The 14,913-nt window shown below is 62.8% G+C and carries 13 protein-coding genes; 10 read left to right on the top strand and 3 right to left on the bottom strand.

All coding sequences use genetic code 11. From position 1 onward, the window contains the following. The 3 genes from EN906_RS06840 to EN906_RS06830 form a co-directional block, all read right to left on the bottom strand. Positions 1-1,685, bottom strand: a 1,685-nt coding sequence (locus tag EN906_RS06840; RefSeq protein ID WP_127375110.1) for a 2Fe-2S iron-sulfur cluster-binding protein, incomplete at its 3' end; no start/stop codon positions are given. Further along, positions 1,682-1,996 (bottom strand): sarcosine oxidase subunit delta, encoded by a 315-nt coding sequence (locus tag EN906_RS06835; protein ID WP_127269175.1) that lies wholly within the window; start codon positions 1,994-1,996, stop codon positions 1,682-1,684. The genes EN906_RS06840 and EN906_RS06835, both read right to left, overlap by 4 nt. A 16-nt stretch (positions 1,997-2,012) precedes the next feature. Next, entirely contained in the window at positions 2,013-3,272 is a 1,260-nt protein-coding gene (locus EN906_RS06830; protein ID WP_127269174.1) for a sarcosine oxidase subunit beta, read from the bottom strand. A gap of 240 nt (positions 3,273-3,512) precedes the next feature. Between EN906_RS06830 and EN906_RS06825 the strand changes: the two genes are divergently transcribed. From EN906_RS06825 to EN906_RS06780, 10 genes are all read left to right on the top strand, one after another. Continuing rightward, positions 3,513-5,999 (top strand): mechanosensitive ion channel family protein, encoded by a 2,487-nt coding sequence (locus EN906_RS06825; RefSeq protein WP_127271768.1) that lies wholly within the window; start codon positions 3,513-3,515, stop codon positions 5,997-5,999. 156 nt (positions 6,000-6,155) lie between these two features. After that, complete coding sequence (locus EN906_RS06820; RefSeq protein ID WP_164748978.1) at positions 6,156-6,419, top strand: hypothetical protein; 264 nt, start codon at positions 6,156-6,158, stop codon at positions 6,417-6,419. A gap of 207 nt (positions 6,420-6,626) precedes the next feature. Then, a complete protein-coding gene (locus tag EN906_RS06815; protein ID WP_127271096.1) occupies positions 6,627-8,060 on the top strand; it encodes a UbiA family prenyltransferase in 1,434 nt (477 codons plus the stop codon). A gap of 2 nt (positions 8,061-8,062) precedes the next feature. Then, positions 8,063-9,415: an FAD-binding oxidoreductase gene (locus EN906_RS06810; protein WP_127272434.1), complete on the top strand. Its 1,353-nt coding sequence runs from the start codon at positions 8,063-8,065 to the stop codon at positions 9,413-9,415. Between the two features lie 124 nt (positions 9,416-9,539). Continuing rightward, a complete protein-coding gene (locus EN906_RS06805) occupies positions 9,540-9,989 on the top strand; it encodes an EamA family transporter (protein WP_127269402.1) in 450 nt (149 codons plus the stop codon). After that, the gene (locus EN906_RS06800) at positions 9,986-10,993 is read left to right on the top strand and encodes an NAD(P)-dependent oxidoreductase (protein ID WP_127269403.1); all 1,008 of its coding nucleotides are present in this window, start codon (positions 9,986-9,988) and stop codon (positions 10,991-10,993) included. The genes EN906_RS06805 and EN906_RS06800 overlap by 4 nt, the downstream gene beginning before the upstream one ends. A gap of 105 nt (positions 10,994-11,098) precedes the next feature. Next, positions 11,099-12,529: an aspartate aminotransferase family protein gene (locus tag EN906_RS06795; RefSeq protein ID WP_236383382.1), complete on the top strand. Its 1,431-nt coding sequence runs from the start codon at positions 11,099-11,101 to the stop codon at positions 12,527-12,529. A 19-nt stretch (positions 12,530-12,548) separates the two neighbouring features. Then, entirely contained in the window at positions 12,549-13,781 is a 1,233-nt protein-coding gene (locus tag EN906_RS06790) for a glycosyltransferase 87 family protein (RefSeq protein ID WP_127272435.1), read from the top strand. Next, complete coding sequence (locus EN906_RS06785; RefSeq protein WP_127272436.1) at positions 13,778-14,536, top strand: FkbM family methyltransferase; 759 nt, start codon at positions 13,778-13,780, stop codon at positions 14,534-14,536. Before EN906_RS06790 ends, EN906_RS06785 begins: the two co-directional genes overlap by 4 nt. A 159-nt stretch (positions 14,537-14,695) precedes the next feature. After that, positions 14,696-14,913: FAD-dependent oxidoreductase (locus tag EN906_RS06780; RefSeq protein ID WP_164777116.1), on the top strand; the 218-nt coding region annotated here is incomplete at its 3' end.

Raw genomic sequence — 14,913 nt, 5'->3', positions numbered from 1 at the left:
GAGCTCTTGCCCTGGTCGGTCGCCATGCCGAGCGTGGTGTAGCGTTTCAGATGCTCGACCGAGACAAAGCCTTCCCGGTGCGCCAGCCGCACGTCCTCTGCCGTCACGTCGTGCTGGAAGTCGACAAAGCTCTTGCCCTTGGCCCTGATCTCGAACACCGGTGCCGGATCAGGATCGCCGGGCACGGCTTCCACCGCCGGCAATACAGAAGGCGCGCTGGGGCCACCGGCTGCGGCAAGGCCCGCGGCGCGGCCTTCGGCGATGGCTTCGGCGGTGGAGAAACTGCCGGTGAAGGCGCCGGCGCCGATCCAGCTCTGTGTTGGCTTCGGCGGCAGGAAGGCCTGCCGCGCGGCATTCCATTCCGCCTTGGCGCCGGCCTGGCTGGCCAGATGGATGGTCGGCGACCAGCCGCCGGACATCAGCAGGCAATCGGCGTGGATACTGCGGGCATCGCCGATGAGCGTGCCGTTGGCCATATCGAAGCGTTGCAGTTTGAGGCCGGACAGCGCCTTTCCACCTTCGGTGGCGACGACGGCATGGCCAGCGAAGATCTCGGCCTCGGCTTCCGCGGCCAGCTTGCGCATCTCCGGCGAAAGTTCCGGCCTGACATCGGCGATGGCGACGACCGCGGCACCGGCCTTCTTCAAGGCGACGGCCGCCCGATAGGCGCTGTCATTGTTGGTGAACAGCGCGATCCGCTCGCCCGGCAGCACGCCGAATTCGTTGGCATAGCGCTCGGCTGCATGCGCCAGCATCACGCCTGGCCGGTCATTGCCGGGGAACACGAGCGGCCGCTCGAACGCACCGGTGGCCAGGACCACGGATTTGGCACGGATCGCCCAATAGCGATGGCGCGGCTCGCCCTTGCCTGGCTGATCCTTGTGATCGCTGACCCGTTCCAGCGCGGCAAGCGTGTTGTTGTCGTAATAACCCCACACTGTGGTGCGCGGTAAAAGCCGGACATTGTCGCGGCCTGCGAGCTGGGCGACGGTGCGGCGCGCCCAATCGGCAGCTGGTGCGCCATCGATCGTTTCCCCGGACCAGTTGGCCGAACCGCCGAAAAGCGGCTCGAGATCGGCCAACATGACGCGCGCTCCCTGATCGGCGGCGGTCCTGGCGGCCATCAGGCCGGCCGGGCCGGAGCCGACCACCAGCACGTCGCAAAAGGCGTTCATGCGCTCGTAGCGGGCCGGGTCTTTCGCCGTTCCGGCGCTGCCGAGACCGGCTGCGCGGCGGATGAAGTGTTCGCAGAACATCCAGAAGCGCGTGCCTTTGAGCGGGCCGAACACCGGTCCCATGAAGGTCTTGTAGTAGAACCCGGCCGACAGGATGTTGCCGCCGAGCTGGTTGACGGCGTTGATGTCCCAGGCAAGCGAGGGAAAGCGGTTCTGGCTGATGGCAACCAGGCCGTCATGGATTTCGACCAGGGTCGCCGGAATGTTGGGCTCGCGAACCTCGCCCTTCAACACCGTCACCAGCGCGTTGGGTTCCTCGACGCCGGCAGTCAGCAGGCCGCGCGGGCGGTGGTATTTGAACGAACGTCCGTAAAGCGTGACGCCCTTGGCCAGCAGCGCCGACGCCAGCGTGTCGCCGGCATGGCCGGTGTAGGCCGTGCCGTCGAAGGTGAAGCGGATGGTTTTCAGCCGGTCGATGCGGCCGCCGGTATCGGCGCGGCGCGGGCTCATGCCTTGTCCTCCGCCTTGCGGCGCGCGGCGGAGCCATGATCGCCGCGCCCTTGATGATCACCGCGCACAAAGGCAACGCTGGAAATCTCATGCGTCAGCGTGTTGCGCACGACGCGCAGATGCGCGCGGCAACCGCCGGAATGCTGCCATATCTCGTTGTGGTCGCCGGCCGGGTTCAGCCGGTCATAGACATAGGCATTCCACGCCTCGAAATTCTGGGAGGCGGAGTCGGGACGCTCACGATTGCCGTCACCCTGATAGGTGAACTCGATGACGTCGCGCGGACCGCAATAGGGGCAAGTGATCAACATTGGACTCTACCTATTGCTAATGCAGCCGCGGGTTTGCACCCTGGCCCTTGTCGTCGATCACCAGGCCGCGGTGGAAGCGGTCGAGGGTGAAGGGGGCGTTGAGATCGTGCGGCTGGTCCTTGGCGATGGTCCAGGCAAAGCACCAGCCCGAGGCCGGCGTCGCCTTGAAGCCGCCATAACACCAGCCGCAGTTGAGATACATGCCGGGCAGGGGACCGGTGGTGATGATCGGCGAGCCGTCCATCGACATGTCGCAGACGCCGCCCCAGGAGCGCAGCATGCGCACACGGGCAAGGCCCGGAAACAGCGCCAGCATTTCGCTCATCACCTCGTCGACGACAGGCAAATTGCCGCGCTGGGCGTAGCTGTTGTAGCCGTCGATGTCGCCGCCATAGATGAGGCCGCCCTTGTCCGACTGCGACATGTAGAAATGGCCCATGCCGAAGGTGACGACGGTGTCGATGAAGGGTTTCAGCGATTCCGTGACGAAGGCCTGCAGCACATGGCTCTCGATCGGCATCGTCTCGATGCCGGCCAGCTGCATGACGCGTCCGGTGCTGCCGGCGACCGCCACGGCCACCTTCCTGGCGCGGATGTCGCCGCGCGAAGTGGTGACGCCTGATATGCGGTCGCCATCGCGCAGAAAGCCGGTGACCTCGCAATTCTCGATGATGTCGACGCCGCGCCGGTCGGCGCCACGCGCATAGCCCCAGGCTACCGCATCGTGGCGGGCGGTGCCGGCGCGGCGCTGCATCAAGCCGCCGACCACCGGGAAGCGCGCGCTTTCGGAGACATCGAGCGCCGGGATCAGACGTTTGATCTCAGCTTTCGTCATCAGTTCGGCGTCGACGCCGAGATGGCGCATGGCGTTGCCGCGCCTTGCATAGTCGTCGAACTGGGCCGGCGTGTGCGCCAGGTTCAGGCAGCCGCGCTGCGAGAACATGACGTTGTAGTTGAGCTCATGCGAGAGGTTCTCCCACAGCTTCATCGAGTGTTCGTAGAAGCGGGTGTTGGCCGGCAGCAGGTAGTTCGAGCGCACCGCCGTGGTGTTGCGGCCGACATTGCCGGAACCGAGCCAGCCCTTTTCCACAACGGCGACATTGGTGATGCCGTGTTCCTTGGCAAGATAATAGGCGGTCGCCAGCCCATGACCGCCGCCACCGATGATGATGACGTCATAGGACGCCTTCGGGTCAGGCTTGCGCCATGCCGGCTTCCAATCCTTGTTTCCCTTGAGCGCGTTCGCGAGCAGCGAAAAGGCCGAGTACTCTGCCATTGATGTCATCCGGTTCGGGCGATGCGGCAGACTATAGAGCAGGCCGCATCCGCAAAGCCAGTATTGCGCCATCGCCTTTCGACTGGCCGACGCTTGAGATGGATGGATGGGGGTGAGTGATCGGTGGCGCCAATGATCGGGTGGGCTCGCGATACGACGGCTTGCCCCATGATAGGGCCGTCTTTATCAAGGACAGGCTTTTTCAAATTGCCTTTGCCGCCGGTGAGTCGCCAACAAATCATGCTTTTCCGATTGCTTCGTCTCATTTTGATCCTCACGCTTGTCGTTTCGGCGCCGATGTCGTTCGACGCGGCTGCACAAGGGCTTGGCCAGGCGCCAGCCGGGCTGGTCGCCGACCAGCAGAAGATCCTGCAGGACCTGACGACCAAGACCGACAATCTGGAAAAGAAGATCCAACAGGAAGCCGATGAGGATAGCAGCCTCGTCGATATCCGCTTGCAGCTCGAGGAGTTGTCTCGGCAATCGCTGAACAGCGCACTGGCTTTCCGCACGCGTCTTGGCGAGATCAACAGCCGGCTTGAACAGATCGGGCCAGCGCCCGCCGCCGGCCAGCCGCCGGAGCCCGACATCGTCAGCGGCGAGCGCCAGGCGCTGGTGTCGGAAAAGGCGGAGATAAACGCCGTCATCTCGCAGGCCCAGTCCTTGTCGATCCGCATCAGCGGGCTGATCGACAAGATCGGCAATATGCGCAGCGAGTTGTTCCGCAACCTTTTGACCAAACGCTACGTGCTGTCGGATGCGCTGAGCCCGCAGGTTTTCTCCGACGCCAAGGACGAATACACCAATCTGTACAAGGCGGTGTCTTCCTGGCTGAGCTTCGCTTTCAAGTTCAAGTTCCAGGCGATCCTCGCAGCGACCTTCGTGGCGCTCGGGCTGGCGCTGGTGCTGCTGGTCGGCGGCAGGCGGCTGTTCGGGAGGGTGTTCGAAGCCGATCCCTCCAATGAGGACCCGTCCTATCTCAGCCGCTTATCGGTGGCTTTCTGGTCAACCTTGCTGCCAACGCTGGCGGTTGCCGCCTTTCTGGGATCGACGATTTTCTTCTTCAATTATTACAATGTGTTGCGTGGTGATATTGGCCTGTTCCTCAATGCATTGGCGACCGCCATCGGCGTGGTGTTCTGCGTCAACCGGCTGACCAATGCGGCGCTGGAGCCGCGGCTGCCGAACTGGCGCCTTATCCCGGTCGAAACGGGGCCGGCGCGCTGGCTGGTGCGCCTGACCACCGCCATGGCCGTGGTCATCAGCGTCAACACCTTCCTGTCGGTGATCAACGACAAAATGGGCTCGCCGCTGTCATTGACCATTGCCCGCAGTTTCGGCGCAACCATCATCGTCGGCGTCATCCTGATCCTGATGGCGATGCTGAGGCCATTCAAGGCGCGTGATGGAAGTTGGCGGCCGTGGCCGGCATGGCTGCGCTATACGGCGCTTGCACTCGGTCTTTTCACCATCGTCGCGGCGCTGCTTGGTTACATCGGCCTCGCTCTGTTCGTTTCGCTGCAGGTCGTCGTTACCGGCACCGCGCTGATCACCGCCTATATCGGTTTCCTGTCGGCACAGGCGATCGGCGAGGAGGGTGCTTTCGCCAACACCACCGTCGGGCGCTGGCTGTCGGCCAAATCCAGCTACGAGGATACGGCCCTCGACCAGCTCGGCCTTGTCGTCAGCGTTGCCATCAATGTGATGATCGTGCTGGTGTTCCTGCCGCTGATCCTGCTGATGTGGGGTTTCCAGCTGGGCGATATCCAGGCTTGGGCCTACAAGCTCGCAACCGGGATCAACATCGGGTCGGTGACCATTTCGGTGACCGGCATCCTCTCCGGCATCGTCGTCTTCATCATAGGCTATTTCCTGACGCGCTGGTTCCAGGGCTGGCTCGACGGTTCGGTGATGGCGCGTGGCAAGGTCGATACCGGCGTGCGCAACTCGATCAGGCTGGCGGTCGGCTATGCCGGCGTCGCGCTCGCGGCACTGGTCGGCATCTCGGCGGCGGGCATAGACCTGTCCAGCCTGGCGCTGGTCGCCGGCGCTCTTTCCCTCGGTATCGGCTTTGGCCTGCAGAACGTGGTGTCCAATTTCGTTTCCGGCCTGATCCTGTTGGCCGAGCGGCCATTCAAGGTGGGCGACTGGATCGTTGCCGGCGATGTCAGCGGCACAGTCAAGAAGATCAGCGTGCGCGCCACCGAGATCGAGACCTTCCAGCGGCAATCGGTGATCCTGCCCAATTCAAACCTGATCAACAACGCCGTCGGCAACTGGACTCACCGCAACAAGCTCGGCCGCATCGACATCAAGGTCGGCGTCGCTTACGGCAGCGACGTCAAGCAGGTTCATGCCGTCCTGCTGGAGATCGCCCGCAGCCACCCGATGGTGCTGAAGAACCCCGAACCCTTCGTGCTGTTTTCCAATTTCGGCCCTGCCGCCCTGGAATTCGAGATCCGCGTGTTCCTGGCCGATGTGATGAATGGCAACATCGCGCAGAACGACATCCGTTTTGCCGTCCTCGAAAAATTCAGCAGCGAACACATCGAGATGCCCTCGACGCCGCGCGCCGTGGTCGAGGCCCATAAGCCCAAGGCGTGGCCGACAGACGACGACAAGATCGAGGCCGACTTCGCCGAACAGGAGCAGATAAAGGCCGAAGCCGAGGCGGAGAAGAAGCGGCTGGTCAAGTCCCGCAAAACCAAGAAGCCAGATCCGGACTAAGCTGGGACTCCGTCGACCTTGATCCTGCCGGAACCGATTGCGGCATGAATGCGGCATTCAGTTGCGGTTCAGCTTCCATCTCCTATAAGCTCCCATGCAAAGGCGAAATTGCCTTGCGAAATGCAACAGAGGCGGTGGGAACACCGATATTGCACCATGTGGAAGTCTCTCGTCGCTGCCGTCGCCCTGGTCGCCGCCATCGGCTCGGTCCATGCCGCAAGCGCGGTCAACAAGGACGCCGAGACCCGCACGCTGGTCGTGACCGAGGGCGGCAGCAAGACCGACCTCGCGCTGGCTGGTGGCGAAACGGTTGAGTTCTGCCCGAATGGCTGTTTCGTCACCTTGCCGAACGGCGACCTCGAAGCTCTGACCGGTTCGGAAACCATCGAAATCTCGGGCGGCGTCGCCCGAATCAAGTAATTCCGGTTGGCATATCTTGAGAGGCCGGGCGTTTGCTCGGCCTTTTATCGTTTCCGGTAGCAGTCGCTTAACAATGACGCCGGAAATACCGTCACGGCAGCCGTCTGCAACCGGGCGTTTTAACGTTCGCTACGCCATCGCCCGCTATACCAGCCTCAAGACGCCGGAAAGCGGCGCGCAACTCTACGCGGGCAGGGCAGGACGGACATGGATGCGCGGTCGGACAGGAACGCAATACCGCTTGCGGTCGATCTCGACGGCACGCTGATCGCGACCGACCTGTTGTGGGAAGGGCTGTTCATCCTTCTCAAGATGAACCCGCTCTATATCTTCCTGGTACCGTTCTGGATCGCCGGCGGGCCGGCGCGGCTGAAGCAGGCAATCGCGCAGCGCATCGACATCGATCCGGCATCGCTGCCCTATCGCGAGGTGCTGCTTTGCCGCCTCCGGACCGAACACGCCGAGGGCCGCAAGATCGTGCTGGCGACCGGTACGCCGCGCAAGTTCGCCGACGCCATCGCGGCCCATCTCGGCATTTTCGACCAGGTGCTGGCCACCGATGGTCTCGCCAATCTCACCTCGGGCAGGAAGCGCGCTTCGCTGATCGCAGCCTATGGCGATGGCGGTTTCGACTATGCCGGCAACAGCCGTCACGATCTCCAGGTCTTCGATGCAGCGCGCAACGCGATCGTCGTCGCGCCCGACCGCCATGCCGCGCGCTGGCAGGCAGCGCATGGCGCCGAGACGATGCCGGCGCCGAAGCCGACTTTGCGGACCATCGTCAAGATGCTGCGTGTCCATCAGTGGCTGAAGAATTCGCTGATCGCAGTGCCGATGGTGCTCTCGCATGAATATTTCAACACCGACATGATCTGGCAATGCCTGCTGGCATTCGTCTCGTTCAGTTCGGTGGCATCGGCCATCTATATCCTCAACGATTTCTTCGACCTCGCGCTCGATCGCAAACACCTCACCAAGCGCAACAGGCCGTTCGCCAGCGGTGCGCTGTCGATCCCGTTCGGACTTGGCGCAATCGCGGTGCTTCTGGCGATCGGCATCGGCACCGGGCTGTTCCTGTCGCCCGAATTCATGGCTGTGCTCGGCGGCTATATGGTCGTCACGACGGCCTATTCGCTGTCGTTCAAGCGCATGCTGCTGGTCGATGTGCTGACACTCGCCGGCCTCTACACGATCCGCGTCCTGGCCGGTGCGGCGGCGACCGGCGTCGACGTCTCGTTCTGGCTGCTGGCCTTCTCTATCTTCTTCTTCCTGTCGCTGGCGCTGGTGAAGCGCTTCGTCGAACTGCGCACCACCGCCATTCCGCCTGGCGAGCGCATTGCCGGCCGCGGCTATCGCACCGAAGACCAGGAGATCGTCGCCCAGGCCGGCATGGCCTCGGCCTTCTCCTCGGCGCTGGTGCTGGCGCTCTACATGGACAGTGTCGCGGTGCGCGAGCTTTATCCGCATCCGTGGCTGATCTGGCCGCTGGCACCGATCGTGCTTTATCTCACCATGCGCGTCTGGATCCTGGCGCGCCGCAACGAGATGCATGACGATCCGGTCGTCTTCATCATCCGCGACTGGCGCAGCCAGATCGTTGTGCTGATCGGTGCAGTGATGCTGGTCATCGGGGGCTGGTAGGCATGGCCACTGAGCGGTTCCCGAGCTTTGGCCTTGCTACGCCGCCGGCGCCGCGCGCCATCGGTGCCGACGAGGCTATCTCGCTGCTGAAGGGCGGTCAGGCCAAGCCAGCGTCACTGCTTGCCTATGGCAATGGCCGCTCCTACGGCGATTCCTGCCAGAACGCGGCCGGCGCGGTCGTCGACATGCGCTCGCTGAACCGGATTCGTGCCTTCAACGCCGAAACCGGTGTTCTCGAGGCGGATGCCGGCGTGCTGTTGTCCGACATCATCGCCCACGCTGCCCCACACGGCTTCTTCCCGGCGGTTGTGCCCGGCACCCAATTCGTCACGCTGGGTGGCGCCATCGCAAACGACGTGCATGGCAAGAACCATCATCGGCGCGGGACATTCGGCTGCCATGTCGAGAGCTTCACGCTGCTCAGGTCCGACGGAAAGACCCACCGCTGCTCGGCATCGGACAATGCGCGGCTGTTTGCGGCAACGATCGGCGGCATGGGGCTGACCGGCCTCATCCTGTCGGCCTCGATCCGGCTGATGCGGGTGCATTCGCTCGACATCGTCGAAAAGGCGACCCCGTTTCGCGATCTCTGCGAATTCTTCGGCCTGGCCGAGGCGGCCGATCAGGCCAATGAATATGCGGTCGCCTGGATCGACCAATTGGCCGGCGGCCGCAACAGCGGTCGCGGCCTGCTGTTGTCGGGCAATCACGCCGAGCACGGCTCGCATGCCGCCTCGCGCGTCGGCGGCACTTTCTCGGTGCCGGTCCAGCCGCCGTTCAATGTGCTCAACCGGCCGTTCCTGACCGCCTTCAACGCTGCCTACAGGTGGAGGAAGAGCCGGGCAACCGTGCAGCGCCAGGCCGGATATCAGGGCTTCTTCTTCCCGCTCGACGGCGTGCGCGACTGGAACCGGCTTTATGGGCCGAAAGGGCTTTTCCAGCACCAGAGCGTGGTGCCGGAAGAGACGGCGCGCGAGGCCGTGCCGGCATTGCTGGCGGCTGCAAGGCAAGCCGGGCAGGGCTCGTTCCTCACGGTGCTGAAACGCTTTGGCTCCATCCGCTCGCCGGCGCTGCTGTCGTTTCCGCGTTCCGGCTACACGCTGACACTGGATTTCCCCAACAGGGGTGCCGCGACACTGACATTGCTGCGGGAACTCGACCGCATCACGGTCGAGGCCGGCGGCGCGGTCAATCCATATAAGGACGCCCGCATGGCCGCCGAGATATTCGCCTCGTCCTTTCCCGAATGGCGGCGGCTGGAAGCGCTCCGCGACCACGCCTTCATGTCTGACTTCTGGGCGCGCACCGCGAAGAGGTTGGATGCGCGACGAGGCTCGGTCGAGGCGGCCGAATAGATAAAACTCGAATAATTCCCGGTTAATCGATGCTTAATAACGCGATTTACTCAAAATATTGTTGGGACTTCACCAAATGTTTGCGGGTTTGTAGTAGGAATCGCGAGGGGGTGGCTTGGAACACATGAAATACATCGTCTTCATTCTCTTTACAGTGGTGACCAATGCCGCCGCGCAGCTGATGCTGAAGCAAGGCATGATGTCGCTCGGGCCGATCTCGTTTGAGGGCGTCAATCCGCTCGTCAAGTTGCTGCAGATCGTTTTCAGCCCCTGGGTGTTCTTTGGCCTGTGTACCTTCGTCATCTCGATGGCATCGCATCTCTATGTGCTGTCCAAGGTCGAGCTCTCCTTCGCCTATCCGTTCCTCAGCCTCGCCTATGTTGCCGTCGCCATCTTCGCTTATTTCGTCTTCCGCGAGGACCTCAATGGCTGGCGCATCGCCGGCATCGCCTTCATCTGCGTCGGCACGGTGCTGATCGCCCAAAGTGGCCGGGATTTGGGCGAGCGAGGGCATGAAGACCAGACGGCTTCCATCACGCCTGACAAGATCCAAGCAAACGAGATCGTTAGATGAGACATGTGATTTTCGGCGGCGACGGTTTCGTCGGCCGCCATCTCGCCCCGAAACTTGTGGCCGATGGTGAAGAGGTCGTCGTCGCCGATATCGTCAAGAGCGACCTGCCGCATTACCGCACTGTCCGCTTTGTCCAGTGCGACGTCATCGATCCGGCATCGGTCGCGGCGGTTGGGCTGAAGGCCGACGACATGGTCTATAATCTGTCGGCCAAGATGCTGTCGCCGATCCAGGTGCGCTCCAAGCGGCACGATTTCTTCTTCCCGGTGAATTTTCATGGGACCGAGCACATCATGCAGGCCATGGACAGAGCCGGTGCGTCAAAACTCGTCCACTACACGACCGACATGATCTACGGCCACACGGTCACGCAGCCGATGACCGAGGAGCACCCGGTGGCGCCGCTGGGCGAATATGGCTGGTCGAAGCAGAAGACAGAGGAGTTGGCGGCCGAATGGCGCAAGCGCGGCATGTCGATCTCGCTGTTTCGCCCGCGCCTGATCATCGGCCCAGGCCGGCTCGGCATCCTGGAAAAGCTGTTCAAGCTGATCGACTGGAATTTTCCGGTGCCGATGATCGGTTCGGGCAGGAACCCCTATCAGTTCATCTCGGTGTTCGACTGCGCCGAGGCCGCGCGCGCGGCCTGGAAGGCCGGCGTGCCTAATGAGGCCTATAATCTGGGTTCGCTCAACCCGCCGCCGGTCAAGAAATTGCTCGGCGATTTGATCCGGCATGCCGGCTCGAAATCGATCCTGATCCCGACACCGGGCTGGGCGGTCAAGTGCACGCTGGACCTGCTCGACCTCTTGAACATGCCGATCATGGACCCGGAACAGTATCTGATCGCCGACGAGGACTGCGTGCTCGACGTGTCCAAGGCCGGGCGCCAGCTCGGCTGGGTGCCGCAATATCGCGACGAGGACATGCTGATCGCCGCCTATAGCGAGTACCGCGCCAAGAAAGCCGGCCACGCAGTCGCCACCAAACATGTGCCCGCCGAATAGCGGCTCGCAAAAACAGCTTTCGTTGCGCTCGATCCTGGTCGTGCGTGCAGACAGGAGATTGAAATGACCGTCATGGCCAAGCCCGAACAGACCAATTTGCGCACCATGGTCAGCGCGCCGTCGCTGTCGCCCGCCACTATCGCCAAGCCCGATTTGATCAGCGTCGAGCAGGCCAAGGCGATGGACGTTGCCCGCATGACCGACCTGTTCAAGGCGCATCTCAACCCCGGCCAGCTGCACTTCATGAAGCTGCTCGGTTTCCACAAGATCAAGATCGAGCGTGCCGAAGGCATGTTCTACATCGACCAGAACGGCCGCAAGATCCTCGACTTCTTCGGCGGCTTCGGTTCGCTGGCCTTCGGCCACAATCATCCGCGCATCCTGGAAGCACGCAAGAAATTCCAGGAGGAGAAGCGCCAGGAAATCGCCATCGCCTTCATGTCGCAATATGCGGCAGCGCTTGCGCACAACATCGCCAAATGCTCGCCCGGCGATCTCGACATGGTATTTTTGGGCTCGTCCGGTTCGGAAGCGATGGAAGCGGCGGTGAAGCTCGCCGAGCGCGCGGCCGGTCCGAAGCGGCCGAAGATCGTCTATGCCGAGAATTCCTTCCACGGCAAGACCAAAGGCGTGCTGGGCATCACCGACGGGCAGCTTTACCGCGCGGACTTCAAGGTGGCCGAAAACACGGTCCGCATCCCGTTTGCCGACATCGAGGCGGTCGAGCGCCTGTTCCGCTCCGATCCGGAGGTCGGGGTCATCGTGCTTGAAACCATCCAGGGCGGTGGCGGCATCATCCAGGCGCCGGCCGAATATTGGCAGAAGCTGCGCGCACTGTGCGACCAGTATGGCGTGTTGTGGGTCGCCGACGAAGTGCAGTGCGGCTATGGCCGGTCAGGCCGCTTCTATGCTTTCGAGCATTACGGCGTCATTCCCGATGTGACGGCGCTGGCCAAATCGCTTGGCGCCGGCAAGGCCGCGGTCGGCGCGATGATCGCGCGGCGCGAGGTTTATATGAAGGCCTATGGCACGCCGAAAACGGCGATGATCCATGCCATGGCGACCTTCGGCGGCATGGGCGAGGCCTGCGTCACCTCGATCGAGGGGCTCAACGTGCTCTACGACGAGGGGCTGATCGACAATGCCGCCGTCACCGGCGACTATTTGCTGCAGCGCCTGCAGGCGCTCAGGGAAAAGTACCCGAAGATCATCAAGGAGGTGCGCGGCAAGGGTTTTATGATCGGCCTGGAGTTCCACGACTTCTCGCAGACCTTGCCGATGGTGCTGCGGCCGATCGTCAGCGTGCTCGACGACAAGCTGAAGGGTTCGCTGTCGGGCTTCATCGGGGCGCTGCTGCTGCGCGACTACGATGTGTTAGTCGCCTTCACCGAATACAACCGCAACGTCATCCGGCTCGAGCCGCCGCTGATCTGCCAGCGCGAGCATGTCGACCGCTTCGTCGATGCCTTCGACAGCCTGCTGTCGCGCGGCATCGTGGGAATCGTGAAGGATTTCGTCAAAAGCCAGGTCCGTTAAGCGCTCGCTGGATACAACGATGCTGACCAAGTCGCCCGCTCCACAAAACCCAGTCGACCGGCTCACCGAGCCCGTTCTGACGTGGGGCGAGGGGACTTATGCGCGGCTGGCAGCACCGATCGGCGCGGCGGCTTTCGCGCTTTACATTCTTTTTACAGCGTTCACCGCATGGGTGATGCCCGACGCCAACTGGGACATGCTGCCCTATCTCGCTATAGCGGAGGAAGGCACCTATCCCGATGCACAGGCGCTGCATGACTATGCCTACAGCACTGTCAAATCGGGCGTGTCCGCAGGCGACTATAAGGCGCTGACCGACGATGGCGGCGGCTTCCGCAGTCACATGGCGGAGAATGCCGCCGACTTCCATTCACTGCTCGGCATGTACCGGATCAAATTTCTCTACGCCGAGATACTGTCGACGATGAGCGCGGTGATGTCGCCGGTCGAGGCGATGCGCCTGGTCTCAGTGTTCTCGGTTCTGCTGTTCGGCGCGATCGCCCTGATGTGGCTGCGCTCCGAAGGGGCACTGGCCTTGGCGCCTGTGGTCGGCGCGGTGCTGATCATGGCTGATTTCGGCGATGCGGCGCGCGCCTCGACGCCGGATTTGTTGTGTTCGGCGCTGTTGCTCGGCGGGCTCTACGCCTATGTCCGCGGTCGCGAGATGGCAACGGCGCTCCTGCTCTTTCTCGCCTTCATGGTGCGGCCAGACAATATTGTTTTTCTTGCCATTTTTGCCGTGCTGCTGGTTGCGTTCCGGCAGAAGGCGTGGGGCGCGCTGGCCGGCTTCGCCGCTTCCTTCGTCGCCTATTTCGCCATTTCGCACTGGGCTCATCATCCAGGCTGGTGGCCGCATTTGTGGTTCTCCAGCATTGAGCAGCATTACAATATGGACGGGTTCGAACCGCCATTCTCGGTCACCGCCTATCTCAGGGCGTTTGCCGCCTCGCTGCTGCGTGCCGTCAGCCTGAACAGCTGGGTCGGCGTGTCGGTGCTGGCACTGGCCGGCTGGTTTGCCGCCGCCCGCGCCGGCTTCCGCCTCGACCGCCGCGCCGGCATCCTGTTTGCGGCACTGGTGCTCGGCGCGCTGGCGAAGTTCACCGTCTTTCCGATCCACGACACGCGCATCTATTTCCCGCATCTGATCCCGCCATTCCTGCTGCTGGCGACGCCGTTCATGGCGCTGTGGGCAGCCGCGGCTCGTGGCCAGAATCGCGCGCCCTTGCCAATCATTCCCGGAGACAAGCCATGAGTTCGCTATCCAGCCTGGCGCGCGTTGCCCTGTCGCTTGGTCTTCCAAGTAGTGTTCTCGATCGCGGGCCGTCGCTGCGCGGCACGAAGTTCCTGGCCAGGGCGGCGCTGAAGGCGCGATTTGGTGGGGCAGGGCGACCGTTCCAGATGGTCAATGTCGGTGCCTGCGACGGTGCGCTGTTCGACGATGTGACGCCGTGGCTGCACCGCATAGCTGGCGCACGCGCGATGCTGGTCGAGCCGATGCCGTACAATCAGAAACGACTGCGCGCCAACTACCCCGACACCAGCCGGTTCATCATCGAGCCGGTGGCGGTGACGAAGACAAAGGGCACGATCACCGTCCACACTTTCGATGCCGCCGCGCTCGAGGCCGGCACGTTGCCCATCGAGTTCATCGGCTGCTCGTCGGTCACCGACACCAATCTGATGTCGGGCAAGAATGCCTGGGGCGAGGCCGACACCAACTTCAACAAGTTCGCGCCGCATCTCAGGGACATCGAGGTGCCATCCGAGACCTTGCAGACGCTGCTCGACCGCAATGGCATCACCCATATCGACGCCTTTCTCGTCGATTGCGAGGGCGCCGACTGGATCGTCTTCGAACAGCTCGACCTCAAGCGCTACCGTCCCGGCATGATCAAGGTCGAGGTCGGCGCGCTGCCCGCGGCCGAGATCGGCCAGGTCGTGGTCAAGCTGAAGACAGCAGGTTATCAGGTCGGCTTCCAGGCCGAGGACATCTGGGCCTTCGCCTGAGTTATAGCCTTCACCTTGGAAGGCGAACCGCCAAGGGTCCGACGGGAAGCATTCTGCCGTCTGGTCGCTCGGCTTTTTGCCAATGTCGCAAACAGGCTTCAATCGTGCTGCTGCTCCGCCTTATAGTCCGCGCGCTTTATCACTTTGGAGTCGCGGGCAATGGCAGAGTTTCCGAAAAAGGCGAAGGTCGTCATCGTCGGCCTGGGCGGTATCGTCGGCGCATCGATCGCCCATCACCTGATCGAACGCGGCTGGGATGACATTGTCGGCATCGACAAATCGGGCATCCCGACCGACATCGGCTCGACGGCGCACGCCTCCGACTTCTGCTACACGACCAGCCACGATTTCCTGTCGTGCTGGACGACGCTCTACTC

The sequence above is a fragment of the Mesorhizobium sp. M7A.F.Ca.CA.004.06.1.1 genome (assembly GCF_003999135.1).
Taxonomy (GTDB): domain Bacteria; phylum Pseudomonadota; class Alphaproteobacteria; order Rhizobiales; family Rhizobiaceae; genus Mesorhizobium.
The sequence above is the reverse complement of the archived record's forward strand: the minus strand, read 5'-3'. Positions and strand labels throughout refer to the sequence as shown.